Source organism: Bacillus sp. 05T22 (assembly GCF_056396765.1).
In genome coordinates this window covers 1-25,154 of sequence record NZ_JBFTMC010000042.1, presented here as the reverse complement: position 1 = coordinate 25,154, position 25,154 = coordinate 1, and the positions used below count along the sequence as shown (strand labels likewise).

Sequence of the window (25,154 nt, the reverse complement as noted above, 5' to 3'; positions counted from 1 at the left end):
GCCTGTTATTTTTCTACGGCCAATGTATGTACAATACCCCTTGAATTTATCTGTTCTTTAAAAAGCTACCTATACGTTCATTATAAAGAACATATAGGTGTAATTGCAACTATAAAATAATATTAATTTTGAAACTATTCTCTATTCATCCTTAAAAAGACTTAATCCTTCCTATACTTCATTTGAATATACCTTTTATAAAAATAAAGCCCACACCCCACTAAACCAATTCCTATTAAAACCATACTGCTTTGTTGCACACCTGTACGTGGCAGCTGCCAGTTACTATTAGAATCTATGGATGCAGGAGGTTGCATTTGATTGCTTCCCGTTTCATTTTCTGTACCCGCACCATTTCCGTTTGGCTCTTCCGCATAAAAAAGAAATTTCACCATTGTTTGTAATCCTTGATACTCATTTCCTAACTCTTTAGGAACATGTATCGTATAGATAAGCTCGTCAGTTCTATCAACTGCTAATGTACGCTTTTCCATACTTTGAAGTTCTTTTAGACTTCCTTCGTACAGCACTCCTTGTTTATCTTTTACAGTGACCGTAAGAGCTTCATATAATTTCGTAGACCCCTCTGAAGCCTCGCTCTTTATACTATATGATAATTTCTTTGTTCCTTCATTACTAATACGTATACTTCGATTTGCCCAGTCTCCTGGCTTCATATTTAAAACATGAAATAGTACTTCTTTTGGCTCAAGGCTTATATCTATTTCTCGCCGCTCCTCTGCATACACTTGGTCAATATTTTTTGTAATACCAATGAAAACTACTAGAATCAGACATATACTCATGATAAATAACCACTTCTTATTCATGTACATCCCTCATATAACAAGAATTGGTATGAAAAAAAGGCAGGAAAAACCTACCTTTTTTCTATCAATCCTATTATTTTTCTGACCCTTCTGTTTGTTCTGCTTCAAATGTCCATTTCAACTCAAGTTTATCACCTTGGAATTGATTTTGATCTTGCTTATTATCTACAAATTCATATTGTACCCAAAGATAGTCGGAATCACCATGCTTCAAACCACCCTTTTCAGCAAACCAACCTGCAAAAATACTTTCTTCCACTGCATCTGGAGACATAGCTTTTAAATCAGCCAATGTCGTTGAGAAAATAGGCTCACTTAATTTATCCCAATTCCAGAAGAAATTCACACGGATATGCTTACCAAAGTCTTCTGAATTATCTCCTTTTGAATCTATTACATTATAATTAGTTAATAATTTCACAGTTTTTATATCTAATGAACCATTATTGACAAGCTTAAAGTCACGTGTCATTTTATCCCCTGGCTTAATATTATTAACATCAATAATCGTAGTTGGATCTACAGAAAGATCTAATGTACCTGCTGCAAATGTATTATTTGATACTTCCTTATCACTAAAGTATGCAAATGTTCCTCCACCAATTAAAGATAGTCCTAACGCAGCTGATGCAACACCCATTCCTAATTTTTTCTTAATTCCCATTCCGTATTCCCCCTGAACTTCATTTTTTTATGTTAACCTCTACATTTGTAGAAGGTATAACCCAAAAATCAGTGGTTTTCATGTACAGCGCTTGAATCTTGTTTCTGCACTTCTTCTTTATTCTCTTCAGGCTGTTGTAATACTGGATTGGTCTTTTTCGCTTATTGAGCTTGATTGACTTGTTCTTGTTTAGGGTTTGATGGTTGCTTTATTTCTTCTTGTTTATTTGATTTTTTTTGCTCAGAAGAAGGTACAACTTGTTCTTGTTTTGATGGTTGTTTTATTTCTTCCTGGCTGTTTGACTCTTTTTGCTCAGAAGAAGGTACGACTTGTTCTTGTTTAGGGTTTGATGGTTGCTTTATTTCTTCCTGGCTGTTTGACTCTTTTTGCTCAGAAGAAGGTACGACTTGTTCTTGCTCTGTTTTTCCAGACGTGTTATTAACCTGTTGCGCTTTTTTCTCTTCTATTTTCTTTTGTAGGGTTAGAATAAATTCTTCCATTTTTTGTACTGATATTTTCTTATCAACATTATCCTTAATACTCCCTACTTTAGTAAAACTCGCTTGTACATATTGAAGCACTTGCTTACTTGAATCGCTATTATTTACTCTTACATTTTCTACTGATTGCTTATAATAATCTTCTATTTCTGTATATATGTGTTGCAAGGCTTCACGTTCCACTTTCACTTTTTCAAACTGTTCTCTCCATTGCTGCGCTTTTTGTTCGAGTACTTCTACAGAATCAGCTTGTGTTTCCTGATTCATTCCTTCAGCTCCATTTAAAATCAAATTCTCATGCTGCTCTGCTTCTTTCACCAAAGTATCAATCGTTTTTGGAAATACAATTGCAGTTGAAACAGTAGAATGTATTTTTGTCTCATTTACAAAAGCAGCCTCTGTATACGTAACTACTTGTGATCCCATATAGAAAGCTATTGAACACATACATGGTAACATGAGTATTGTTTTTATTTTTTTTGATGATTTCATCATTCCAACCTCTCCCATTACTCGTATTCAATTCTCTATAAAGAACATAATTTCATTATATAGAATAAAATCCGAAAATGAAATAAAAAATATAGTATTTTTTTACATTTTTGTTACACATGACCTTTTCGCGTGGTAAAAAACCTAATTCCATCAATCTAATCTCTCGTATACATATCTCCGTATAATAGTTCGAAAATAATATATATAAATAGACTATCAATTTGATAGCCTATTTATATAATTATTTCTCTCTACCAACTGTTTGCTGTGCATCATTATTAACTAGTATTGAAGGTTTCCCCAATAATATCTTTATATTTATAATCTCTAAAATGGAGAAAATAACGGAATTATACAGATTGTCCTACATCTGCAGATTTCTTTTTCTTTTCGCTATCAATGCTACGGATTGCACTAAAAATAGAAATTGCAGAGTACCCAAGTAAACATATGCCTGGAATAATTAAAAGTAAGGCTGCTCCTGCTTTTGAATTCGCATAATTCAACAAATATCCCACATATGGAACTGTAATATTTCCATATTTCCCAATAACATTTTCTGCTAAGACTGGTTTTAAATCCGGGCCATTATTATTGTCACCTTTTGTTTCATACATTACTTTCCCATTTACGTTTTTCACATCAATAATACGGTGAGTTACAATTTTTTTATCGCTTTCTTTAAAAGTAATTACATCGTCTTTTTTATATTTAGATCCATCTTTCGTTGGTTCGATTGCAATAATTGATCYTGTTAAAAATGTTGGTTCCATCGATCCAGATAGTACTGTTTTAAATTGATATCCCATTACAGTCGGATCCCCGCCGCTTGCTTTTGATGAGATGACAATAAACGCTAAAAAAACCATTAACGCAAATAAAACAAATGAAATGACGTTACTCATAATCTTCCAAACTAGTTTCATCTGTATCTCCTCCTCTTTATTATGTATATGCACGTAAAAACTAGGATATCCTAAGATGTTCTTAAAAGAGAACCCAAATTAATACTATAATGAACGAATAAAAAACGCAATAAAAAATAGGCAATTGATCATTGCCTATTCCACTTCTGAAACTGCATTCTTTTTAGCTCGTCTTACCACATATAAACCAATTATTATTAAAGCAATAATTCCAGCTCCAATACTTACCATCAACCCAAAAGGATACGTAGGCTCAGCTGGCTTTATATTTTTTTTCGGCATTGCAAATGTAATATCTTCCTTAGACAGAACATTAATGCTTTCAATCATTTGATTGTTTTTTGTCACGTCTACTGTTCCAATTACATCCCCGCGATGAATCCCCTTTTGATATAGCTTTTCTTTATCAACCGGAGCCGTTCTAAAGACTGTTTTTACATTCTTTCCTTCGTCTTTCTTTAACATCAATTCTGCACTTTTTTCAAGTTCACAATCTATATTTTTATCTAAATATGTTGCTTTCTGATGCCAATTATTTTTATCTAAAACCATTTGCTTAGCAAATTGCGAGAAAGAATGATCTGCAATTTGACGCATATCTTCGTAAATCTCTGGTCTTTGTGACGCCATCACAACATTGACAATACAATTACCATCTTTCTCATTTAATAATACAAGTGTATTGCGTGCTTCATTTGTAAAACCTGTTTTTCCACCAATACTATATGAATTTTCGAAATAAGTAGCCTTATTAAAAATAGAAACCGTTTGTCTAGATGTTGTAACCGTTGTTCGTTTCGTATTCATAGCTTGTAAAATCTCAGGGTATTGTTGAACCCCTCTCGTGATCATTGCCATATCATATGCCGTCGTATAATGATTCGGATCATGTAAACCATTCGGCGTTACAAAATGACTATCCTTTGCTCCTAACTGCTTCGCTTTCTCGTTCATCATATTCGCAAAGTTTTCTATACTTCCACCAATACGTTCACCAATTGCATACGCAACATCATTTGCACTTAATACCATTAAAATTGTTAGTGCTGTATTACGATTGATTGTTTCACCTACCTGAAATTCAAGTTGATAATTACTCTTTTCCTGATCTAATGCAGGTTGTGAAAACGTAAATTGCTCCTCTGGCTTCGTATGCTCCATTAATAAAATAGCAGTCAATACTTTCGTCATACTTGCCGGAAATGCATGTTGATGTGCATTTTTGTCATACAAAACATCCCCTGTTTTTGCATCAATTGAAACTGCAAACTGCCCAAACACATTTGGACCCGGACCAGGTGCCGACACTGGTTCAGTTCCAGTTTCAGCGTACAATGTCATAGGCGTTAAAAAAAATAAACAAATCACCATAATGAAAACCGAAATCTTCTTACAATTTACCATATGACTCTCCCTTTTCTATTTTCTTTTACCTTATATACTAATTCTACCAATCCGACATTAAATTGGTATTTAAATGGAAAATTAATTACCATTTTTCACTATATCATAATTTTACAAGGAAAGACATAATCACACACATAAAAATAAGAAGGACTCATTCTTTCTTATCCTTCTCATCAGCCAATAAATCTATTAAATTATTCCCAGCTTCCTCTTCTGTAATCTCATCGGTCATGCCCATGAAGGACCAACCCTTTGAATCTATCCATTCAATAAACTCATCTAAAAACTCATCATGAGAGACATCAACATCAAGAATCGCACCATTTATTGAAATCGTTCTATTTCTAGATACACGCATCTTGAAAGATTTTCTTACCATTCTTATATACCTCTTTAATCTATAAAATATTTATAAATCTATTTTCTATCTCTGTTATACCCTATTTCCATGAAATTGTAAAAAGAAGATCCTACCAAAACAAATATAAATGGAATATTCATTTGCTATGTTGCTTCATATAATCCTCATAAATAGGTATTGCGCTAGCATCACCAGCATCAGCTTTCGCACTGTTAAAATTATTTCCTGCTTTCAATCCATTTTGTCCGATATCAAGATCATGTAAAATACGGTGAACATATACTAAAGCTGTTGTATCATGATTTTGAATTGAAATATGAAGTAATTTTCTAGCTCGGTCTAAATCTTCTTTATAAATTGCCTTTAGTCAACGAAGCAGCTTCTTTTAAAGTGGTATCAATTAACTTGAATCCCCATTCGTTCTCTTGCCAAGCTGGAGCATCCGGTCTTCTCAAGATTCTCATACCTTTCCCAACCTGTAATCGTATTTAAATCACTATGCATTTCTCTTATCTTCATTCCAATATCTTTTGATTTATCTACCTCTTCGATTTGCTCAGTCTTTTCAGCATTCATTTCTTTCTTATCTGCTTTATGAAACAACATAATGCCACCGCATATTAATCCAAATAAAACAAGGCCTCCAATAACAAAAGCAATTCCTTTTCCTATCCTTTTAAACAAAGTGACACACTCCTTCAAGTTATTTAGGTAACCTCCTAAATTATATCAATTTTAAATCGTATTATCTTATGAAATTAATATTCAACTTGATGAAAGGCGAAAAATCACTCTAGCTTCATGAGTGAGTAATCCCCTTACTATTTACTATTAAACTACATGTAAATGTGCTCGCAATAAATATAATCATGTCATTCTATCAGGTTCCATTTTAAAGATTATAGTAAAAACTATTGTAAGGTGTCACTTAATTTTGTATAATCAAACAGACAGAATTATCAGATATATAATTCATCACTTTTATCATGATCCCGTAGCTCAGCAGGGAGAGCGCCACCTTGACAGGGTGGAGGTCGCTGGTTCGAGACCAGTCGGGATCATAAAACTTAATAGTATCAAGGCTTGAGAGGGTATTCTCAAAAGCTAAAACTGTGGGGGTCTCCATCAGACACCACAAGTTAAAAGAGGACTACTTCTAGTCAGCTAATCAGCTGGCTCAGAGGTAGTCCTCTTTTTTTTGTTTCTATAAAACTGAGAAAGGATTGATAAGAAAATGCTACTTAAGTTTGCTATGAAGGATTTCAAGGAGGAAAAAGAGTTCGCTAATCTGTCTCCTCGTACAATTCAATCTTATATGGCTACTCTGTATGAGTTCCAAGCGTTCTGCTCTGAGCGTGAACTCATTGATACACGAGACATTAGAGAAGCCACTGTTAAGAGCTATCTCATGTATTGCCAAAAGACGAGAGGGAACAACGTAGTAACTAGAAATACGAAGCTTCACCACCTCAAGATTTTCTTTAACTACTTACAACATGAGGACGTTATCACTGAGAAAGAAAACCCTATTCGTAAAATGAAGTTGGCTAAAGAGGATATAAAAATTGAGGTCTTCCAAGATTACCACATTAAGCAAATGCTGAGTTACTACAGAAGGCTTAAAACACGTGATAAGAGTCTATACGCCTACAGAGATCACACTATTATTGTTTTCCTATTGGGTACTGGCTCAAGGCTTGGCGAGCTCATTAATATCCGTTGGAGTGAGCTTGACTTAGTAAACCAAACAGTAACTCTATTCGGTAAAGCTCGAAAGCAACAAACAGTTCCTCTTACAGACAAGCTTGTAAAAGAGCTGTGTGAGTACAAAGTGTTCATTGAACGTAAGCTGGGCAAGCTCCCAGAGTACGTATTTACTACACGAGAAGGGAAACAAATGAGTCCTAACTCAATTAAGCTCATGTTCAAGCGACTCAAAACAGTAATGAACTTTACTGACGTTCGCCTATCAGCTCATACTTTTCGTCACACCTTTGCGCATCGTTGCTTAATGGCTGGCATGGACGTTTTTACTCTCCAAAGAATGCTGAGACATAGCAATTTGAGAATGACTGAGAGGTACCTTGCTCTTTGGGGAACAGCCCTGAGAGAGCAAAATGATAAGTTTAATCCACTTAATTCACTTGAGATTTAAAACAAATAAAAAGAGTCCTGCTTGTAGTTTGGCGACCACACAGGACTCTTTTACAGCTACTAAAGAAACTCGAAGGAGCTCCCTTGTTTGCTATTATATCATGCTTATTGGTACTAGCTCAAGGGGTGTTCCTTCTATAAATATGGAGGGACTATATAATATGAAGGAACTAAGAAGCCACCAAGTATTTGATTCATTAGATCAGCTCAATGAGTTTACTAGTAAGGTACTATCTCAAGTGGAAATGAACGAGACAGATAGAAACGTATTTGTCATGCTGAGCAGGTACTCTGTAAAGGTACTGGGAGTATGCTGGCTCAAAGTGAACACGATAGCAGAAGCTCTGGAGGTTAGCTATAAGACAGTACAAAGAAGCCTAGCTCGTTTAGTAAAGAAGAACATAATCAAACGAGTGGAAACTATGAGGGCTGTCTCTGGGGGTTATGGTGCTTCCCTAACTGTTATGAGTCCTATCGGGCTGTCCTATCGTGAGGAAGCTGTAGAGCCTTGTGTAGGTAGGGTTCAAGATGAACCTGAGCAGGAAGAAACTATTCCTTTARAACAAAGACCTAAAAGAATACATATACGCACTAATGAGATGGATAGCTCATTTGCTGTAGCCTGTGGTGTCCCTTCTCAGTTTGCTAACTTGGTTAGTTCGTTTGTCCCTGCTCATAAGGTTGTAAGCCTGTGGAGGAAAGCTACAGTGATAAGAAAGAGATATGCTCCTCTGGTGGAGGACTGTGTAGGTGAAGCTGTACAAGCTATTAAGATTAGTGTTATGGCAGTTAAGCTAGGTAAGGTTAAAGATATTGGAGCGTATTACTGGGGAACCCTGAGCAGGATACTAGCTAGGGAACAAAGGAAGATATGCCTACCTCAGATTGTAAATATCTTTGACTAATCAGCACCACTCATGGGTATATACAGGAGTATATAGTTTCACCTAACAGGCATATGCTCGATAGCTGATACTATGCAGTTGTACGTGTGCTAGATAGGATGCTGGGGTGGCAACTGATTAGGAATATGCTTTATTGTGTGCTTGTTAGGGTACGTGTAGCTCGTCCTCGTGGTAACAAAAGAACAAAGACACACGAGTAAGGTTGATTAGTAAATCTATCTAGACCAATGTATAGGGAAATATTGACATATGCTTCTGGACAGGATAATCTAAGGAGGACTTTTTTTCACAAAAAGAACCCTTGGTTCATCTGTTCCCCAAACAGGTGAACCTCTTTTTTTGTTCCAATGAGGACGGACTGAAAAGTTTCCTCTACAGAAATTTTCTAAAAAAATTCCTACCTCGTTTTCCTTGTAGGGGTGGGTCGATGAGAAGGACTAGGGTGACTGTGGAGGGTAGCCTCAAGAGTATATCTAAGAAACACAATATAGTTCCTTGAAAGTATTAAATCTGTAAATGTCAACTACCGACACATCGCATAGGGGTATATATAATAATATTAGGGGGGAGGGATATAGCTGGAAGCTAGGAAGGAAAGCTGTGCATGGAAGCTACACAGTACACTCACAGAGCCTCCTAACAAGCTCACAGAGAAGTCCTAGTGCCTTATTAGTACAAACACATTAGAGTGCTTTATAGAGCCTTACAAGGCGTTCTCATTAGCATACTACATTAGTCCTTCTCATATGTATTACCTATGCAGTAGCATTGCATGTAGTAGCTAATAAGGTATGCATACTTAGTCCTGTCTCATTGCGTATCATATCCCTATGAGTACGGTACCTGTGCAGGTGTACTGCCTAGGCTACTGTGTAGGTGTATCTGTGTAGGGTGTACTGTATAGGGTAGATGTATAGGTGTACCTGTAGCAGTCCTACCTCAGGTGTATTTGTATCTTATATCACCTTGAGTATGGAACCTGTGTAGGCGTACCTAGTAAGGCTACCTGCCAAGTCCACTATCTATCTCTACCTTATGTGTACCCACGAGCAGGGTGCTCACTTGGTTAGTGTCCTTGTTTAGGTTCTATTTTAGTAGGAGACATAGTGTCGCTTACTAACTTTTCTTTTATTTCTTTTCCAAACTTAAATACATAACCGTCCTCAGTGTACAAATAAAAGAGCCACCTGTGTAGGTGACTCAATGGTTGCATCTATAAAGTATCTTCCTGCCCTGCCATCTGAGTAGGGAGATAACTTGCCATTCAACTTTAGTTGGACTCTTTAAGAGTTTTACTAACTCTTTTCCTTTTGTGGTTCTATTTTAGAAGGCGACAATATGCCGTCATCTAAGTTTGCGCTTATTAATCTCCTTATAAAGTTTGCCTTGACTGATACCAATCTGCGAGGTGATTTCCTTAACGGTATACTCCCCAGAGTCATACATCTTGAGTGCGGTAATTATCTTGTCACTGTCTAGTGCAGGACGTCCTAGCTTTACTCCTCTGCGTTTAGCAGAAGCTAACCCTTCCTTAACCCTATCCACTAACATATCCCTCTCAAGTTGCGCTATTACAGCTACCATACTAAGCATTGCTTTACCTGTAGAGGTGGTAGTATCAAAGTTCTCTTTCAGTGATATGAGATGGATACCCTCGTTAGTAAAGTGCTGGATTAGTTCTAAGATATCTAGTGTATTCCTACCTAGCCTGCTTATAGATTCTACTATGATGGTATCCCCCTTCCTAGCTACCTCCATTATCTTGTCTATCCCTTCTCGGTGCTTAGCAGTACCAGTGTACTTCTCAGTTATAAGTTTATCGTACCCTGCCACAGTTAAGGCGTGTACTTGTCTATCTAGGTTCTGCTGGTCAGTACTAACTCGTGCATATGCAATCCTCATTAGTTCATCCCCCTTTGTTTATCTTACACTTATTGTAACTGAGCAGGGTACTATATGTAAACCTTTTATGTAATATTATTTGTAACTATTTTGTGTAACATAGAAATCCCTTTGTAGAGCCTTCCTCATTAGGGATACTGTAAGTTACACAAACACTTGTTAAATGTAATCTTAGAGTTGGACTGTATGGTCACCGTTCTCAAGGTTATCACTCGTTGAGATTTTATGTTTATCTGTCTCAACATGGGAAGCTATGTAGTGTGTGTCCTAGTTAGGTTAACTGCCAAGCCACCTTCCTCAGGTATCCTTCATGTGGTAGTAAAGAAACAATGATACATGAGCAGGGACTAATGTAGTAACCTACATCAGCTACACTATTGAGGTCATTCCCTGTAGGGACATACAAGGAAGCTAAGTGGGCAAGTACCTTACTCACAAAAGTTATCATCCTTGTAGGGCGTCCTGTAGGGTTCACCTTCCTCGGCTTACGCCTTTAAGCTATGCTACATAGTCCCATCTCGGGGGTATCATGAGCAGGGTAGCTATATAAGCACTCGTTGTAACCACTATAGTTCTAATATGTATAAACTAAGAATCCACCTCATAGGGGTATGCGTTAAACAATTAGTAACCTACTCAGCTACCTACTCAGTTTATTCCTTCTCAGCTTACACCTAGCTAGCTCCCTCCTCAGTTTACACCTCTCAAGCTTCTCCTATATCATCCCCTCTACTTGTCCGTAAACGGACGTGTGAGCCTTCTCAGATACATCTTGCAAAGCTTACCCTCCTCAGTGGACAAATATAGGGGGTCAACATTAGTTCCATTTGTGAGTCTTTGTTTTATCTTTTCTCACAATCTTATTCTAATGAGCAACCTACTTTAGGTCACGTATCCGTTAACGGATTAGGAGTATCCACCGAGAACGACAAAGAGGTCACCTCCTTGGTAACCTCCTCAGCATTTCCCTATATTGTTTCAACCTTGCTATCTCTTCCTCTACAGCTTTCAATTCCTTATCTACTTCAAGTATGCCTACGATGTTTCCGCTAGGCAACTCAACTGTCATAACATCCCCTGTGAAGGCACACAAACCTCGTAGACGTACGTAAGGCTCTCCTAGGTAGTTATACTCCTCAATAGAGCTGACGACTATCTGAGTGCCATCTCGTAAGGGATACGGTAGCACCACCTGTCCAGTGACTACAGAGTTTACCTCTTTGGTTTTTTTCAATGATTTCCCTCCCTCAGTTGATGAATATAAAAACCTGAGGAGGTGAATCCTAGTGTAGGTTTCCTCCTCAGGTGGTTCTATTATTAGCGCAAACGTGGAAATACATGTCCTTGGTACTGCCCTTCTAATTCTATTCGTTGCTTTAAGGCTTGCTTAGTTCTCACAGGTAGATGAACATTGAACATTTCATACTCATCTTGTTTCAGTCTATATAAGCAATGCTCAACTTCATTGAGTCTCATCGGTAACCCTACATATTTTTCCCCTACGAATATACCTATCTGGGCTGTGTTACTAGCACCGTTTTCCTTCTCGTATTCCTTTCTGGTACGCTTATTTTCCCAACTTGGTATAATCTCATTTTTGTAGGAATGTATGATATCCTTGAAGAGCTGAATCTTGTCTAGCTTCTTCCAACAATTGTGCATTTCTCCCCAGCTACCCCTTTTAGTTGTCCCTCCTGTAGCTGTGACCCATACATTGTAACCACTCATACAGTCACCGACTATTTCAAACCCTGAAGCTTCACCCCAGTAGCCATCCTCCCAAGAAGTAACTTGTATGATGTCACCAACTGAGTAAGGCAAAGACTTCAAGAACTTCTCTCTTTCTTGTTTCTCTTTTTGTTTAGACCATAGCAGTTCCCTGTTTAGGATTCCCACTGGGGTGACAACAAATTCAAATACTGGCTTACCTATCTCAGTCCAGTAATCTACATAACTTGAATCCTTAGGGTTCTTGTAGCAAACCTCTACAATGATCTCGTAAGGATTCCCATTACATTCTATAGTTAGAACGATATCGGCAATGTATTTCCTATCAAGAAAGGATACTTCTTGTTTAGCGTCTATTATTTGGAACTCCTGAGTACCGTCTAATGTAGGTAACGTTATCTGTATCCATGTAGATATTTTATCCTTCCAATACTTATGAGTAAGGCTCTCACCAGTCCCTCCGCAATCATCTGTATTGAGGTGGAAGAAATGCTTCTTGATGATGTTACCTTGCTTAACCCTGAGAATGGACTCGCAATCTGAACAAAGATAGTCGATACCTTTCTCGGCTTCCTCTATAGATATAACCCTTTGCTTATAAATTGTGTAGGCATAATTCATAACCGTTTCCCCTTTTAGTTTAATAGTTTAGTTTTAACCTGCAATCATAATGCTAAATAAGAATACAAATGTGTAGAATACTCCTACCAAGCTAGTTCCTACAATAGCGGTCTTTACCCACTCTTTAAGTATCATTACCTTATCCCTCCTCAGAGGACTGTACAGAATAAACTAACTATGCTACTATCAGGGAGTCTGCACAGTACCCTGTGTAGTGTGATTCTTTTCCCCGCTCAGCTGTTACTTTGGTCGGTACTCTGAGCAGGGTTATTTGTGTTTAATCAGTTAGCTTCTTTCCGGCATACAATCGAGTTAGCATTCTATCAATCTTATCAGCTTTGCCTACTGTATGTATCTTGCTTAGCTGAGTGAAGGCTGTGTATAATCTCTTTGCGTCCTCGATGGTTTCCAGCTCATAGAAGTCTTGAATCTTACTATAAAACCTAAATTGCTTGTCCTGCAATTGCTCACCTCCTTAGGTGATAAGTCTATATTAGCAAATGAGTTTTAAAACCGTCAATACCTTTTTAAGTTTTCCTCAAAAATATTTCTTCTACGTACAGCTACTACCGATATATCTAAGTACCCCTATGCTAATAATCACCTAAGGGAGGGGTACCATGTAGGATGCTAGCTAAGTATATCTAATAAGTACGATACCGAGGTTGCACTTTTAAGCCGATTATCTTTTACTTCATGGGTATACACCCACTTAGTTTTACTGTAGAGCGTTCTGTGGAGTTTCAACCTCTAAACATACCACTTGTAGTGGTTACCCTCCACAGCAAAGCAATACATGTAGTAGTTATAAGGCTTACCTACCTCAGTACACACGAGAAGGCAAAAGAAAAGAGATAACCCTCAGTAGGCTACCTCTTCATTGCTTGCTTCCTTTTGTTTTCCTTGCTCAGTCCCTTCTCGGTCTTGGCTATCTTGCAAATAGCCTTATGAGAGCGGACTCTATATTTTAATTTTCCCCTAGGTCGAAAAGACTGTTAAGGTTTACGTGTTGGATTTCCCCTTTGCCTTGCTGTTGCTGTTTGAACTTACCGTTCAGTCCTAGAGATTCTGCATAGCGAATCATTTTAATTTCATAATCGTTCATCGCTTTGGTATCTCGTAGGAACTGAATAGAGTCCTGTCTAGCCGCTTTCAGCATATTCATAATATATCTATCTACCATAGTTAAGTTAAATAGGTCGGCTTCATAGTTACCTACAAAGTACTCTATGAGATGATTGTATAGCTCTACCTCTTCTAGCGTTAAGCTATTCTTAAATTCCTCCGAGTATATACCGTGAATTAAATTAGCTTTGGAGTGCAAATTAGCACGAGCCTTAGCTTTGCCTTCCTCAGAAGTCTGTCCTGCTGATTTACCTCCGTGAATATGGCAACGTCCATTAGTAGTTCCATCCTCTTTATAGTACGGCTTGTTAACGCATAACTTACCGCTACCCTTAATAGAACCACAAATGAGGTTGTCCTTTTTCATCTTAGCTTTAAACTTCTTGAGTGCTTCCTCGTTGTTGACTGAGGTAGCCAACTCCTCTTGTAGCGAATCGAGTCTAGCTCGTTCTTCTGGTGTTCTCTTCTTAGCCATAGTTATTACCTCCCTTTATTACCAGTTAAACTTCTCAGCGTGTGCTTTATAATAATCCTCTTCGGCTTTCTTTTTAGTTTCTTTCTCTTTTAGTGCTTTAAATTCTTCACTACGTTCTTCTTGTCTAGCCATCCTGCTAGATGTTTGCTCGCTAAGGCTCTTTAGCTCTTCCTCTAGTTTATTCATAAACTTAATTAACTCTCCGTTCTCCTTAGTGCCACTCTTTAAACTATTATCTGAAAATCTCACCATTTCTGTTTTCATATTATCTCCTCCTATAGTTTGTTCACTGAAACGCTCAAGAGTTTCTTCTGATTCAGGGGTGAGCTCCCAGAAAGAATCCTTCAATAAAACCTTCTTCTTCTTTAACATCTCATGTTGACTTACTATAAAGTATCCATCCTTCATAGTATCTCCTCCTTATTTCACTGGTGAGGAAGGACTAGACTAAGCTAATACCTTCATCCTCCACCTCGTTCATAAGCTCGATTAGTTCATCCTCGCTGTGTAACTCTTTGTAGGCATTCTCCCAAGCGTTCAAAGCTTTAAGAGTGTCACCTAACTCAGGTAACTCAGCTTGTCCACCCACAAAGCGTTCACTCGTGTAGTGGTAGTTCTGTAGTAGTTTAATGTAATCTTGTTTGTTCATAGTCTCTCCTCCGTAGTTACATAGTTTAGTTGTGTCCCTGCCTTTGGAGTCTCACCTAGGCAAGTATTTTGTAGAACCAATTCTTGAGTATGGAGCGCTTGATAGGTTTAATCCGACTCGTGTGAACTGCTACGCTCATCTCTACAAAGGCATCTGCACCGTACCTGTCTATGTAGTCACGTTCAAAAGCAAGAAGCCTTCTGAGTGTCCACCCCAACAAAGACTGGCTTTGTCTCCCTATACAAACGTCACTTGCGAGATGATACTCGTCCAGTAGTACCTTGTAATCCTCTCTCATGTTATCCATTCAATCTCCTCCCAAATAGTAATCTGCTAGCCACTCATTGAGTGTCCGCTCTCCTCGTTTCTTACAGATATCGTTTTCCATGGCAGTTAACTTGTCGAGTACATCTCTTAGTTCTTCTTGTGAGCTGGTGCTATTATAGTGGTCTAGCAGGCTATAATAATCATTCTTCATGTTCATCTTCCTTTCAGTTTCTTTGTTTAGGTTAGCCGAGGAAGGAAGCTCTCCATCCTGTTAAGAACTTCTGCAAGCTCACCTTCCTCAGTGCCACCGTTTAGTTTTATCGACCTAGATACTTATCAATAGCTTTCACTAATTCAGCGAACTCTTTGTCTACCTCAGTTTTCACTTCTTCCTCAGCTTCTCGTTTCATAGCAAGCTCTTCTGGGAAGTCATCCCAAGTCACATCTGTGTCAGTTCGACCTGTATATTTAATCCCAAGCTCTCTTTCTAGTACACTGTAGTCTGATCTATAGTCGTTTAGAGTGCTTTGTAAGCCACCCAAGTATCGAGCCAGCTTTCCTTCCTTGAGAGGCTGTTTAGTGTTTCCTGCGTCCTCATGAGCAAGCTCTAATAAGCGCGCTTTGCGTTCTTCCTGTGCAACCTCTTGCAATGTATTGTGAACTTCTGAAAGTTCCTCATTAGCTTTTGCCTTCTCAGCTTGAAACTTCTCAATACCTGCCTGTAGTTTCTCTACTGCCTTCTTGTTAGATGCTGACTCGTCCACTAATAAGTTTGCTTCTGCAATTGCTAATGCATTGTTAACCTGTGCGATTTTACTATCTAGGGTTGAAATCTTCCCTTGAAGTTCACCTTGCTTAACTTGTGCCTTCTCTTTAGAACCACCAAATAATTTAGTTAATAAGTTTGCCATTTTTGTTTCCTCCTGTGTTTTCGTTTTAGTTTTGTATGAGATAGGACTTCTTAGCGTCCTTTAAAGTTCACCAATACTCGTCCGGCTACATTAGTTTTTGCTGATACAACAATACCTAACTTGGATTCTGGCTTAGCAGGGTCAGCTAATTTGTAAGTACCATCTTTACCAGCTGAAAAAGCGTCTCCTGCGTTAACTACACCTGCAATAGGAACATAGACAAGCGAGCCAATGATAGCTACACTCACTACCTCTTTGCGGTCTCCTGAGAAGCCTACTAAGCCTACTGTATAAGGGTCTGGATTGCGGTAACCTATATTGCCTACTGTGCCAGCTGTAACTACTCCTAGTACCTTCTCAGAATTTGCTAATGCAGCTCCTACAGTCATATCCCCTTTAAGTTCAACTACATCTCCAGCGTAAAGCGTCTCCCCAACAGCTACCTTAAAAGTTAATTCAGAATCCTTTTGAATATGATATTCCACTTTGTTCTGCATTTTTGTTTCCTCCTAGTTTTCGTTTTAGTTTTTTATTATTAATTAACCCTTCACGAGGAAGGACTAGTTATCTAGTACCGAAAGTTGCTTAGTAAGCCACTCTCTGCCCTTCTCAGACCACTTCATCGTCATGCCAAATGTGTTAACTTCGTACTTAATGAATCCCTGCTCACGTAAGAACTTGTATTTCTCATTATGAACCCAGTTCTTTTTAGATGTCTTATAGATGATCCCTTTTCTTTTTAGCTCGCTGTGTAAGAACTGTGCTGACATGCCAAACACCTTAGCGATCTCTGTAGTCGTATAGAATCCCTCTGCTAGTAGAATCTTCTCAGCATATTCCACTTTAGGAGACTGCTCGGTGATTACCTTCTGAGCTTGGCTTAGTTGTTTTTGTTGCTCCTCAATGTTGACGAACAAGCCTTTGACTAGTGTTTGTTGTTCCTGAGGTAGCGCACCGAAATAGGTATTTACCATTAAGTCTGCGTTGGATACATAACCACCTGTTTTTCTAATCGTAGGTAGCACCTCGTCAAACACCCAGCTTTCAAACTTCTCAGCCGACTCTAAACGAGAACGAGCAATTAATCTGTATAGGTTTCCTTCACTGATGAACTTCTTATCAACTGTTTGATTCTTATGAGGGATAACCACTGGGCGAATCACCCACCCGTCCTCCTTGCAGTGTTGCTTAATAGCTTTGTGTGGGTCAGCATAACCTAAGATAATTGCCACCTCTGTAGATGCGAAGTAGGCTTTCCCTTCTACCTGTACGATAGCCACCTCACCAAATTCTCCATGATTGAATACCTGTAAGTTGTTTGTCATTTTGTTTTCCTCCCTCTTATTATTTCGATAGACTTCCCTACCCAGTCCACCCTACAAGCTCCACCTGTCTTAGCTGGTTTCAGCACTTATAGGACTGACTGAGGAGGGAAATCTTTTCCTCATTTAGCTGTTGCTTGTATTGACAATGTATGTTAGAATGTAATTATTGATAAGTCTGTACTATTTCTTGAAGTTAGCTGAAGAAAGCGAAGCTTCCTCAATGTTATCTAGAAGCTCCTCAAAAGTTATCCTCTTTGATTGTCTGCTAACTGCCTTAGGGTCTAAACAGATTGCATCCGTAACAGTCCTAACCTCTACTAATAATCTTGCTTGTGTTAGTTCCTTCATCAGCTTAACTACTGTAGGTCTTGATAAAATAAACGCTTCCTCAATGTGCTTTCTCTTTAAGAGAACAAGCTTACTAGTTTCCGGCTCATCTGGATTCTCAACAACTAGGTTCGTTGTCCAGCTCATATGAGAAAGTAACATTCCAAATAGTCCTAGAGCATTTAGCGAAACTGTTTTAGCTTTTTCCTGTAAGTGAGCTTTGAAGATTTTAACTACCTTGTAATCCTCTTTCAGTTTCTCACAAACATAAATTGCATTAGTCATATCTACATAAGTTGTTTTCCCTTCTGTTACTCGAATGATAACTCCATTAGCTTCTAATTCAGCAAGGATTCTATTTACTTGTGATTGAGATTTTCCTAAAGAGTCTTTCAAGTCTTTAACTGTTAAGCGTTGTCCGTCCTCGTTGAATAACTTCCCATCTTTGTTGACTCTCATGCAAGTTGCCAAGAATAGTAATACTCCATGTTGTTGTAAAGTTAAGCTCTCTCTGATTACTGTATAGTTATCTCTCTTTAACATTGTAAAATGTCTTCTATCCTTATCACTTAATTTAGCTAGGTACTTTGCCTGTGCTTCCTTCTGAGCTGGCGACTGTAAAGTGTATCCGTTCTCCATAAGTTCTTGACCTGTCATAGTTTGTAAGTTCATATTGTTTTCCTCCTTCTCCTTTTTAGCAAGATTACTTCTTCTTTTTGTTCTTGCTTCCCTTTGGTCTGCCTCGTTTCTTCTTTGGTTCATCTTCTAAGTTTAATTCTTGTAAGTCGTGTTTCTTTTTAGCTTTCCAATCTTGAGCTTTGTAGTTCTCCGTTAGAAAATCGCCGTATCCTTGGAAAGTTGCAACTCGTTCGATTCCCTTCTCGGTGCACCAATCTAAGTATTTTAACCATTGCTCATCAAAGAACTCCATGCTATCTCCTCCTCAGTTAAGTCCCATTGTTTTCTTTAACTCTATATAACTTCCAAAGTGTGACTCGATATGTCTGTGTAGGTGGTAATCATGTTCTTTGACAAATTCCTCATTTAACTTTTCTTTTCCGTGTTCGAATGAGATGAACCAAGCTAGATCAATAACTTCGCAAGCTAACATTTGCATCATTCTCCTTCCTCATTAGAACCAATTTTAAATACTTCATGAGCAGGAACATTCAAAGCTTTAGCTATTCTAGTTATCGTACTCATACGAGCCGACTTTCTGCGCTTAACTCTATCCAGCGCTTGATAGTGATGCCCTGTTAGAGTAGCTAAGTAGTTGCTTTTTACACCGTAATGCTCGCAAACTTTATTCAAATCAAAATAAGTCTTCATTGTTAGCAACCTCCTGTTTCAGATTTTATATAGTTAGAAACTTTATAGTTTCATTTGTTGTAAAAAAAAGATACCTACCAGGTTGTGAGCCTAGCAGGTATACCAAATATTATTAAGGTTCGCCTTAACAAAATATCTAAACGGGGATGAAGAGTGACAAGCTCTTTCGTTAGTACTCAATAGGATAAAAGAAGGAGAAGGAGAAAAACCTATTGAGCGCTAACGGAAAAGGTTGTCCTATGTAATTGTCCTTCTATATCATATATAGCTTTTTGGTTACATTCATAGTAATTATAGGAAAAGCGTTGCATAGTATCGCTATTCAGAAAAAAACTTGTAGATTACCTTTTAATCCATCTAGCTTACCCTCAATACATATATCACTTCTTGATTACAGTTTTAGATAATTTCTGAGAAAAAACTTAAATTATTTTTCCTTCTCTGTTATCCCTTCTATATCATATATCACTTTTGTGTTGTGATTTTGGTAGTTTTCAGCTCTATCTAGTAGACTAATTAGTCACTTTTGTAAACTTTTTTATTATCCCCTTCATATCATATATCACTTCTTGGTAAGCGTTTTTGCCCTGCTCAGGAAAACTTTTAGATTTATTTTTCAGTCCGCTCTCATCGGTTCTTTTTTCTTTTGTTCGATGAGCAGGAACCCACCTAGCTATTCTCTAGACGAGTCCTGCTAACCRATCAACGCTAGCATTCATCCAACTATTCAGCTCACCTGCTAAGTCTCGAATGAACTCTAACCCAGTAGTATTGTAGATTAGGACAACCGTCAGCAGACCTAGTAAGATACCAAACAAGAAGCCAGCATAGTAATAGATTTCTTTCAAGGTAATCACCTCCACAAATTGTTGCCTTAGGGCAAACTATATCGTACTTTTAATTTCAACACGTTCAAATGTCCCCTATTAGCTATTTCAGAACGTTCAAATGTCCCCTATTAGTCGGATAACTATATTAGAATTATTGAATATTTGTAAAAAAAATGCGTCGATTCCACCTAAAAGTGTAAAAAAAATGCGTCGATTATTTTAGCACAAACGTGACAACCATGCAGGTTGAAGGCTGTTTTCGCAAATATTTCTTCTTTATTCTTATAGACTTACCTACCTCGTTTTCCTCTTAGTTGTCCCTAGGCTGAAAGCCGTAGTTAACACTAAATGAGTCCGTCCTCACAAAACAAAATAACAAAAGACTTGTGAGAAGGAACCAAAAAAGGAATCACCTACAAATTCACCTGTCTCATAATGAGAAAGCAAAGCCTTGTAAACAATTCCTTTTTATCTATCCATCTCGTAAGTATGTTTTATTTCTTTTCTTACGTATGGTACTAATTAGCTCATCCTACTTAGTGGACTACTTAGGGTATGCACATTAAACACACCCTTTGGAGGATAAGCTACTGAGTTTCCCTTCTCGTGTAGACAGTATAACTTCGTCAGACTGCTAAATTTGTACTCTTGACAAGCTTTAAAATGTGGTATCCTATCTATAGGTGTTACGAATAAGGATTCTCTAATTAGCTTCCTACCTCAAGAAAAAGAAAAAAACAAATACCCTTGAGATAGGTACTAATAAGAAAACCTAAAGAGGTATTACTCTTAAGGATTACCTGTCTCATGTAATAGAGAAGGATAAGACCTTAAGAGTAATACCTCTTTAGTTATAATCTTGTAAGTATGTTTTATTTCTTTTCTTACAATCTTTAATCTTATTAGTTATCCTATATAGGTAAACCTAATAAGTTAAACACATAAGAAAAGATAAATACAAATACTTATGAGATAGGACTTATTAGTAATACCTTATTAGTACTTCTCTTTAGTCATTACCTATCTCAGTAATGAGAAGGATACTAAAGAGTAATAACTAATAAGGTATTACTTAAGAGAATGTTTTATTTCTTTTCTCTTAAGTTCTTACTAATTAGAGAACCTAATAAGTAATACCTAATAAGTAATACCTAATAAGTAATACCTAATAAGTAATACCTAATAAGTAATAGCTCTCTAGTACTAAAGAGCTTTAAACTATGTAGTAGCAAGCGGTTAAGGGGTAACCTGAGGAGGCTCTACATAGTATATATCACAAAAGAATAAGCTTGTATGGCGAAACCACGAAGGTGCCTTGAAGCCTTGATACTACTGAGCTGGGACTACTTCGGATACCGAAAATCTATCCTAACATGTCTGAATTAGTACCCAACATGTTTAAATACGACACTGAAATACATAGCACTTTATGGTGAAACCTTGAAAGTTTATGGTGGAGTTGTCCTTACTCGGTGAACTGTAGAGGATGCACAGGAAGACTTCTAGGAGTTGATAGCTTAGTAGGTAATCTATTAGTATATCTTATCGGTAAAAACTCTTACAGAGGACTACAGAGGGCTTAAAATGGATACTGTGTAGTTTACCCTCCTCTGGGTAACAAAAGGTGGAAAGAAGATAGCAGAACACTTTAGGTTGAATTTCAACCCAAAGAAAATTGAAACTAAAATAGGACAGGGTCAAGATGACCACTTACTCGTGTAGAACCTAAATTAGGGATATCGCAAAGTATACTGAGCTGGGACTCATGAGGTGAAACTAGGAAGTGTACGGTGGAGTGTCCTACTCAGGGGTCGGTATTAGTGGACACCCTTGGAGGAGTCCTCAAAATTGAGGTATGACTTGTTAGGATGTGCAAGAGAAAAGAAAGACGATGAACCCTTGAGATGGGACTCTGAAGGCGAATACTGTTCGTGTTTCCAGCTCATCGGGCTAGATTCAATATAGGTCGTAATACTATTAAGTGTTACCTGATACACCTATTAAGTGTACCAGCTCCACACAATACGGGGATGCTCGTTAGGTGGATTGCTTTTAATCTCTCTAAGAGAGCTCCTTAAAGGAGTTATCTAGAGTGTATCTCGTTAACTTCCTCCTTTAAGGTGGAATCTAACAAGCTGACCTCCCAATTTGGGAACTCGGGTAGTCGCTAATACCGACACCCTTTACCGTTAATAATCTTAACAGGCTTGAATCTGAGCTGGTTAAAACCGTCTAATTGACGGATATACGACAATGAAAGGTAAAGATTTAGTCCTCTTGTTTTTAAAGAGGACTAAAATAGAGAACAAAAGAGGGTATATGCTAGTGGATGGAATTATAAAAGGTAAAGAAATAAAGGAAACTTTAGAACAGCACCAAGATGATACCGTTCTAAATATAATTCCTAAACAAAGATTTAGTATTCCAGTTTAATTGGGGAACTAAAACAGGAAAAGAAGTGGCAGATTCTTATAGGGTCAAAACGACTCCGTAAGAAGATTGAAACTTTAACAGGAAAAGATTTAGTAGGACGGTTAAAGAATCCTACTAAAATAGAACAAATGAAGGGTTACTTTATGTTAGATGGAAACAAGATGGATACACAGTAAAAGATGGCAAGGAAATAAGAGAAACTTTAGAAGGTTGCAACTTACAACTATCTAAAATAGAACCTAAAAAGGGGAAATAAAAATGACAAACTTAAAAGTGACTATTGAGGTAATTGAGAACAAAGGAGACCGCGACAACTTAGTTGAACGTGTAGAGGTGCTAGAGAGAGTTAAAGAATTATTGCTGTTACCTAATATGGAAATGGCAACTGCCAATCAAGTTTCTGAGTTTTATGGAGTGCAAAAGAATAATTTAGACCAATTAATATCAGACCATAAAGACGAACTAATAAATGATGGATATGTAGTTTATAAGGGTGACAACCTAAAGAGTTTAAAAGGTGACTTAGCAAAACTAAGTAAGCTAGAATTGTTTGGGATTAGCAAATTCACACCAGCGATTGCCCTCTTCCCTAAACGAGCAATCCTACGAGTTGGGATGTTACTACGTGACTCAGAAGTCGCCAAAGAGGTTCGCACTCAATTATTAAACATTGAAGAACATTCTACACAAGAAGTCAAAACTCAAGAGATTGACAAAGAAATGACACTTGAGATGAACATTGGTCGTGCAATCTCAAAGGGTGACTATGTAGCGGTACTCAGTGAGGTAGGACTCACCAGAACGTTCATAAGCGCTTCTAACGAGCTTTCCCTACTCAGGTGACCTATTAGTCTACTTCAATAACATAAGCTCTATATGAGCCAATTAGACGCCTTAGAATGTATACTGTAGAGGATAACCTATATAGGAAACCACGTAAGAAAAGAAATAAAAATGACAAACTTAACAGTATTAAACGGTGGACAAGCTAATGAGGAGTTATACCTAACTAGTATCGAGGTAGCGGAGATGACTGGTAAGATGCACAAGAACTTAATTAGAGATATTAGCAACTATATAGAGGTTTTATCACTCAGCTCAACTTTGAGCCCAGCTAATTTCTTTATAGAAAGCACATACAAAGATGCTAGCGGAAAAGAAAATAGAAGTTACCTTCTAACTCGTAAGGGTTGTGATATGGTAGCTAACAAGATGATAGGTGAGAAGGTGAAAATTCATACCACTATAAACAATACTTATGGTGCTTATAACTGGTTCCTAACAGGAGATGCTATCCCGTACAATATACAGGTCAGGTCAGAATCCTTCAGGGAGAAATTCTCCCCAAAGAAAATTGAAACTTAGAGAGCGACTTTAAGTCGCTACCTCATGTAGAACCTTAATTAGTGGTATCGCAAAGTATGTATAGGCTATAGAACTTAACGCAATTTTACGTTCAGCTAAATCCTTTAAAGGTCAAAAATGACCTCAAGAAGATTGAAACTAGAAAAGGAGATCACCAGTTTGGCAACCTCCTTAGATTCTTCTTTCTCAGTCAATTAAATTTAAAACACTGAGAACGGAAACCACTGTAGCTATGCTAGACAGGTTTATCTATCTCGGTGGCGAGTGAGTATACTGTCTAGTAACCTAATTAGTTACCATCTCAAGAGTGTTTTTATATCTTTTCACTTGAGGACAGACCTAAATAGAAATTCTAATTAGTATCCCTACAAAGAACATACCTCACTCAGAATACCCTTGTCAAGTTAAACTTTTGTTACATTTAAAACTGACTATTTTATACTGCTTATAAGGGTTGCAAACTTGATAGCACTAGCCATCATAGTTACTGTCATAGTTCCATCCTTCTCAAGGTACTTGTCGTACTTTCTGGCTTTCTCAACTAGGTGACGGTTTTTGTAATTCTCTAGCTCTTTCATTGCAGTTACAATCTCTATAATGTCCCCACTCGAGACTGCTTTACCTACTTTCATTTGTAATTCCATCTCGTGGTCAATCTCATATGTTTTAACTTCTTCTGTGGAATGTTCTTCTATATTTAGCAACTGAGTTCGGACTTCCTTGGCAACTTCTGAGTTACGTAGTAGCATCCCAACTCGTAGGATAGCTCGTTTAGGGAAAAGGTCATTGTTAGAGTAGGTTACTTTTAGCCCATCAACCAAAAAGTGTCCTTGTTTAGGTTCTATTTTAGAAGGATTGGTTTTCAATCCCTCTAAAGTTTTTCTTATTTCTTTTCCTTTTATTGATATACACCCATCAATTTCGAATTCATCTTGGTGATAATTCACTAAACTYCTTACAGTCTTTAAAGGAACATTGTAAAAATCTGCTACTTGTTGAGTTGTTGCCTTTTCCATTCCCGGCAATAATAATAACTCCTTAACTCTCTCTAGTACCTCTACACGTTCAACTAAGTTGTCACGGTCTCCCTTATTCTCGATTACCTCAATAGTCACTTTTAAGTTTGTCATTTTTATTTCCCCTTTTTAGGTTCTATTTATTTGGCTTATCAACTTCACATACTAAGCCACGCCTTGTGTGTTCCTATATACAAACACCCACGAGATGGATACTTGAGAGCATCACCTCAAAAGTATTTCTGTGGGGGTTGTAGCAAAAAGTACTTGACCAATGAATATAACTCCTTTAGTATTTTCCGTAAGAAACTCTAACTGAAGTAGTTCTCAATGAGGATAATAACTTGAGAGCCTTGATACATATAAGTTTACTAATCCCAAACCTCTACAGTTCACCGAAAGGTTCCCTTGACAGGGTGGAGGTCGCTGGTTCGAGACCAGTCGGGATCATAAAGTGAAACTTTAATCAGTGGGGGTTTTCTTCATCCCCCACTGATTATTAGTTGAACCAATCGGGCTTTTACGGACAGTTGATCCCCCACCTATCTTCCTCGTTTCTCTCTGAATCTTGAGGTGGGGGTCTTACTGCCCGTTAATGCGGGATAAAAT

Annotated in this window: 27 protein-coding genes and 1 tRNA gene; 6 read left to right on the top strand and 22 right to left on the bottom strand. The window is 37.7% G+C overall.

Annotated elements, in window-relative coordinates; all coding sequences use genetic code 11:
• Window positions 1–161 precede the first annotated feature (161 nt).
• The 7 genes from AC1DIT_RS14320 to AC1DIT_RS14290 all read right to left on the bottom strand — a co-directional run bounded on the left by AC1DIT_RS14320 (window position 162) and on the right by AC1DIT_RS14290 (window position 5,867).
• Window positions 162–830, bottom strand: coding sequence for a TasA family protein (locus AC1DIT_RS14320; protein ID WP_016113889.1), 669 nt, complete (start codon window positions 828–830; stop codon window positions 162–164).
• 73 nt (window positions 831–903) lie between these two features.
• Window positions 904–1,494, bottom strand: a complete 591-nt coding sequence (locus tag AC1DIT_RS14315; protein ID WP_016113888.1) for a CalY family protein — start codon at window positions 1,492–1,494, stop codon at window positions 904–906.
• Between the two features lie 161 nt (window positions 1,495–1,655).
• Window positions 1,656–2,489: a DUF4047 domain-containing protein gene (locus AC1DIT_RS14310; protein ID WP_016113887.1), complete on the bottom strand. Its 834-nt coding sequence runs from the start codon at window positions 2,487–2,489 to the stop codon at window positions 1,656–1,658.
• A 350-nt stretch (window positions 2,490–2,839) separates the two neighbouring features.
• Window positions 2,840–3,415: a signal peptidase I SipW gene (sipW, locus tag AC1DIT_RS14305; RefSeq protein ID WP_476998247.1), complete on the bottom strand. Its 576-nt coding sequence runs from the start codon at window positions 3,413–3,415 to the stop codon at window positions 2,840–2,842.
• A 135-nt stretch (window positions 3,416–3,550) separates the two neighbouring features.
• Complete coding sequence (locus AC1DIT_RS14300) at window positions 3,551–4,819, bottom strand: D-alanyl-D-alanine carboxypeptidase family protein (RefSeq protein WP_016113885.1); 1,269 nt, start codon at window positions 4,817–4,819, stop codon at window positions 3,551–3,553.
• A 154-nt stretch (window positions 4,820–4,973) separates the two neighbouring features.
• A complete protein-coding gene (locus tag AC1DIT_RS14295) occupies window positions 4,974–5,201 on the bottom strand; it encodes a hypothetical protein (protein ID WP_016113884.1) in 228 nt (75 codons plus the stop codon).
• Window positions 5,202–5,579: 378 nt separating this feature from the next.
• Window positions 5,580–5,867 (bottom strand): hypothetical protein, encoded by a 288-nt coding sequence (locus AC1DIT_RS14290; protein WP_016113883.1) that lies wholly within the window; start codon window positions 5,865–5,867, stop codon window positions 5,580–5,582.
• Window positions 5,868–6,171: 304 nt separating this feature from the next.
• Between AC1DIT_RS14290 and AC1DIT_RS14285 the strand changes: the two genes are divergently transcribed.
• The 3 genes from AC1DIT_RS14285 (at window position 6,172) to AC1DIT_RS14275 (ending at window position 8,242) form a co-directional block, all read left to right on the top strand.
• Window positions 6,172–6,244, top strand: a tRNA-Val gene (locus AC1DIT_RS14285).
• A 173-nt stretch (window positions 6,245–6,417) separates the two neighbouring features.
• Complete coding sequence (locus AC1DIT_RS14280) at window positions 6,418–7,338, top strand: tyrosine-type recombinase/integrase (RefSeq protein WP_016132618.1); 921 nt, start codon at window positions 6,418–6,420, stop codon at window positions 7,336–7,338.
• 160 nt (window positions 7,339–7,498) lie between these two features.
• Window positions 7,499–8,242, top strand: coding sequence for a helix-turn-helix domain-containing protein (locus AC1DIT_RS14275; RefSeq protein ID WP_476998246.1), 744 nt, complete (start codon window positions 7,499–7,501; stop codon window positions 8,240–8,242).
• A 1,344-nt stretch (window positions 8,243–9,586) separates the two neighbouring features.
• On the opposite strand, the gene AC1DIT_RS14270 is transcribed toward AC1DIT_RS14275, so the two are convergent.
• From AC1DIT_RS14270 to AC1DIT_RS14205, 14 genes are all read right to left on the bottom strand, one after another.
• Window positions 9,587–10,144 carry a recombinase family protein gene (locus AC1DIT_RS14270; RefSeq protein WP_016132616.1) on the bottom strand — a complete coding sequence of 186 codons (558 nt, stop codon included), beginning with the start codon at window positions 10,142–10,144 and terminating at the stop codon, window positions 9,587–9,589.
• 937 nt (window positions 10,145–11,081) lie between these two features.
• Window positions 11,082–11,378 carry a hypothetical protein gene (locus tag AC1DIT_RS14265; RefSeq protein ID WP_016132615.1) on the bottom strand — a complete coding sequence of 99 codons (297 nt, stop codon included), beginning with the start codon at window positions 11,376–11,378 and terminating at the stop codon, window positions 11,082–11,084.
• An 83-nt stretch (window positions 11,379–11,461) separates the two neighbouring features.
• The gene (locus AC1DIT_RS14260) at window positions 11,462–12,493 is read right to left on the bottom strand and encodes a competence protein CoiA family protein (RefSeq protein ID WP_016132614.1); all 1,032 of its coding nucleotides are present in this window, start codon (window positions 12,491–12,493) and stop codon (window positions 11,462–11,464) included.
• Window positions 12,494–13,460: 967 nt separating this feature from the next.
• Window positions 13,461–14,093: an HGGxSTG domain-containing protein gene (locus AC1DIT_RS14255; protein ID WP_016132613.1), complete on the bottom strand. Its 633-nt coding sequence runs from the start codon at window positions 14,091–14,093 to the stop codon at window positions 13,461–13,463.
• A gap of 18 nt (window positions 14,094–14,111) precedes the next feature.
• A complete protein-coding gene (locus tag AC1DIT_RS14250) occupies window positions 14,112–14,501 on the bottom strand; it encodes a hypothetical protein (RefSeq protein ID WP_016132612.1) in 390 nt (129 codons plus the stop codon).
• A 34-nt stretch (window positions 14,502–14,535) separates the two neighbouring features.
• Window positions 14,536–14,742, bottom strand: a complete 207-nt coding sequence (locus tag AC1DIT_RS14245; protein ID WP_016131351.1) for a hypothetical protein — start codon at window positions 14,740–14,742, stop codon at window positions 14,536–14,538.
• Window positions 14,743–14,797: 55 nt separating this feature from the next.
• Window positions 14,798–15,049, bottom strand: coding sequence for a hypothetical protein (locus AC1DIT_RS14240; RefSeq protein ID WP_016132611.1), 252 nt, complete (start codon window positions 15,047–15,049; stop codon window positions 14,798–14,800).
• 277 nt (window positions 15,050–15,326) lie between these two features.
• Window positions 15,327–15,920, bottom strand: coding sequence for a hypothetical protein (locus AC1DIT_RS14235; protein ID WP_016132610.1), 594 nt, complete (start codon window positions 15,918–15,920; stop codon window positions 15,327–15,329).
• A 50-nt stretch (window positions 15,921–15,970) separates the two neighbouring features.
• Window positions 15,971–16,417 (bottom strand): hypothetical protein, encoded by a 447-nt coding sequence (locus tag AC1DIT_RS14230; RefSeq protein ID WP_016113871.1) that lies wholly within the window; start codon window positions 16,415–16,417, stop codon window positions 15,971–15,973.
• Window positions 16,418–16,480: 63 nt separating this feature from the next.
• Window positions 16,481–17,245, bottom strand: a complete 765-nt coding sequence (locus tag AC1DIT_RS14225) for a phage antirepressor KilAC domain-containing protein (RefSeq protein ID WP_016132609.1) — start codon at window positions 17,243–17,245, stop codon at window positions 16,481–16,483.
• 180 nt (window positions 17,246–17,425) lie between these two features.
• Window positions 17,426–18,244, bottom strand: coding sequence for a MarR family transcriptional regulator (locus tag AC1DIT_RS14220; RefSeq protein ID WP_016113869.1), 819 nt, complete (start codon window positions 18,242–18,244; stop codon window positions 17,426–17,428).
• A 31-nt stretch (window positions 18,245–18,275) separates the two neighbouring features.
• Window positions 18,276–18,503 (bottom strand): hypothetical protein, encoded by a 228-nt coding sequence (locus AC1DIT_RS14215; protein WP_016132608.1) that lies wholly within the window; start codon window positions 18,501–18,503, stop codon window positions 18,276–18,278.
• 12 nt (window positions 18,504–18,515) lie between these two features.
• Window positions 18,516–18,692 carry a hypothetical protein gene (locus AC1DIT_RS14210; protein WP_154214587.1) on the bottom strand — a complete coding sequence of 59 codons (177 nt, stop codon included), beginning with the start codon at window positions 18,690–18,692 and terminating at the stop codon, window positions 18,516–18,518.
• Window positions 18,689–18,901, bottom strand: a complete 213-nt coding sequence (locus AC1DIT_RS14205; protein ID WP_016132606.1) for a helix-turn-helix domain-containing protein — start codon at window positions 18,899–18,901, stop codon at window positions 18,689–18,691. The genes AC1DIT_RS14210 and AC1DIT_RS14205 overlap by 4 nt, the downstream gene beginning before the upstream one ends.
• 3,083 nt (window positions 18,902–21,984) lie before the next feature.
• Here AC1DIT_RS14205 and AC1DIT_RS14200 point away from each other — a divergent pair.
• The 3 genes from AC1DIT_RS14200 to AC1DIT_RS14190 all read left to right on the top strand — a co-directional run bounded on the left by AC1DIT_RS14200 (window position 21,985) and on the right by AC1DIT_RS14190 (window position 23,529).
• On the top strand, window positions 21,985–22,164 hold the full coding sequence (locus AC1DIT_RS14200; protein WP_016132605.1) for a hypothetical protein: 180 nt from the start codon (window positions 21,985–21,987) through the stop codon (window positions 22,162–22,164).
• A 258-nt stretch (window positions 22,165–22,422) separates the two neighbouring features.
• Window positions 22,423–23,007 carry a hypothetical protein gene (locus AC1DIT_RS14195; RefSeq protein ID WP_016132604.1) on the top strand — a complete coding sequence of 195 codons (585 nt, stop codon included), beginning with the start codon at window positions 22,423–22,425 and terminating at the stop codon, window positions 23,005–23,007.
• Window positions 23,008–23,118: 111 nt separating this feature from the next.
• A complete protein-coding gene (locus AC1DIT_RS14190; RefSeq protein ID WP_016132603.1) occupies window positions 23,119–23,529 on the top strand; it encodes a Rha family transcriptional regulator in 411 nt (136 codons plus the stop codon).
• Window positions 23,530–23,960: 431 nt separating this feature from the next.
• Here the strand turns inward: AC1DIT_RS14190 and AC1DIT_RS14185 are convergent, their stop codons facing one another.
• Window positions 23,961–24,659: a hypothetical protein gene (locus AC1DIT_RS14185; RefSeq protein WP_016132602.1), complete on the bottom strand. Its 699-nt coding sequence runs from the start codon at window positions 24,657–24,659 to the stop codon at window positions 23,961–23,963.
• Between the last annotated feature and the right edge of the window lie 495 nt (window positions 24,660–25,154).

What these genes read in the sequence shown, in the direction of transcription:
- AC1DIT_RS14310 (WP_016113887.1), bottom strand. Translation starts at nt 2,489, where the DNA reads ATGATGAAATCATCAAAAAAAATAAAAACAATACTCATGTTACCATGT.
- AC1DIT_RS14195 (WP_016132604.1), top strand. Translation starts at nt 22,423, where the DNA reads ATGACAAACTTAAAAGTGACTATTGAGGTAATTGAGAACAAAGGAGAC.
- AC1DIT_RS14255 (WP_016132613.1), bottom strand. Translation starts at nt 14,093, where the DNA reads ATGGCTAAGAAGAGAACACCAGAAGAACGAGCTAGACTCGATTCGCTA.
- AC1DIT_RS14210 (WP_154214587.1), bottom strand. Translation starts at nt 18,692, where the DNA reads ATGATGCAAATGTTAGCTTGCGAAGTTATTGATCTAGCTTGGTTCATC.
- AC1DIT_RS14250 (WP_016132612.1), bottom strand. Translation starts at nt 14,501, where the DNA reads ATGAAGGATGGATACTTTATAGTAAGTCAACATGAGATGTTAAAGAAG.
- AC1DIT_RS14315 (WP_016113888.1), bottom strand. Translation starts at nt 1,494, where the DNA reads ATGGGAATTAAGAAAAAATTAGGAATGGGTGTTGCATCAGCTGCGTTA.
- AC1DIT_RS14320 (WP_016113889.1), bottom strand. Translation starts at nt 830, where the DNA reads ATGAATAAGAAGTGGTTATTTATCATGAGTATATGTCTGATTCTAGTA.
- AC1DIT_RS14270 (WP_016132616.1), bottom strand. Translation starts at nt 10,144, where the DNA reads ATGAGGATTGCATATGCACGAGTTAGTACTGACCAGCAGAACCTAGAT.
- AC1DIT_RS14280 (WP_016132618.1), top strand. Translation starts at nt 6,418, where the DNA reads ATGCTACTTAAGTTTGCTATGAAGGATTTCAAGGAGGAAAAAGAGTTC.
- AC1DIT_RS14260 (WP_016132614.1), bottom strand. Translation starts at nt 12,493, where the DNA reads ATGAATTATGCCTACACAATTTATAAGCAAAGGGTTATATCTATAGAG.
- AC1DIT_RS14295 (WP_016113884.1), bottom strand. Translation starts at nt 5,201, where the DNA reads ATGGTAAGAAAATCTTTCAAGATGCGTGTATCTAGAAATAGAACGATT.
- AC1DIT_RS14230 (WP_016113871.1), bottom strand. Translation starts at nt 16,417, where the DNA reads ATGCAGAACAAAGTGGAATATCATATTCAAAAGGATTCTGAATTAACT.
- AC1DIT_RS14300 (WP_016113885.1), bottom strand. Translation starts at nt 4,819, where the DNA reads ATGGTAAATTGTAAGAAGATTTCGGTTTTCATTATGGTGATTTGTTTA.
- AC1DIT_RS14215 (WP_016132608.1), bottom strand. Translation starts at nt 18,503, where the DNA reads ATGGAGTTCTTTGATGAGCAATGGTTAAAATACTTAGATTGGTGCACC.
- AC1DIT_RS14235 (WP_016132610.1), bottom strand. Translation starts at nt 15,920, where the DNA reads ATGGCAAACTTATTAACTAAATTATTTGGTGGTTCTAAAGAGAAGGCA.
- AC1DIT_RS14240 (WP_016132611.1), bottom strand. Translation starts at nt 15,049, where the DNA reads ATGGATAACATGAGAGAGGATTACAAGGTACTACTGGACGAGTATCAT.
- AC1DIT_RS14200 (WP_016132605.1), top strand. Translation starts at nt 21,985, where the DNA reads ATGAAAGGTAAAGATTTAGTCCTCTTGTTTTTAAAGAGGACTAAAATA.
- AC1DIT_RS14225 (WP_016132609.1), bottom strand. Translation starts at nt 17,245, where the DNA reads ATGACAAACAACTTACAGGTATTCAATCATGGAGAATTTGGTGAGGTG.
- AC1DIT_RS14190 (WP_016132603.1), top strand. Translation starts at nt 23,119, where the DNA reads ATGACAAACTTAACAGTATTAAACGGTGGACAAGCTAATGAGGAGTTA.
- AC1DIT_RS14245 (WP_016131351.1), bottom strand. Translation starts at nt 14,742, where the DNA reads ATGAACAAACAAGATTACATTAAACTACTACAGAACTACCACTACACG.
- AC1DIT_RS14220 (WP_016113869.1), bottom strand. Translation starts at nt 18,244, where the DNA reads ATGAACTTACAAACTATGACAGGTCAAGAACTTATGGAGAACGGATAC.
- AC1DIT_RS14205 (WP_016132606.1), bottom strand. Translation starts at nt 18,901, where the DNA reads ATGAAGACTTATTTTGATTTGAATAAAGTTTGCGAGCATTACGGTGTA.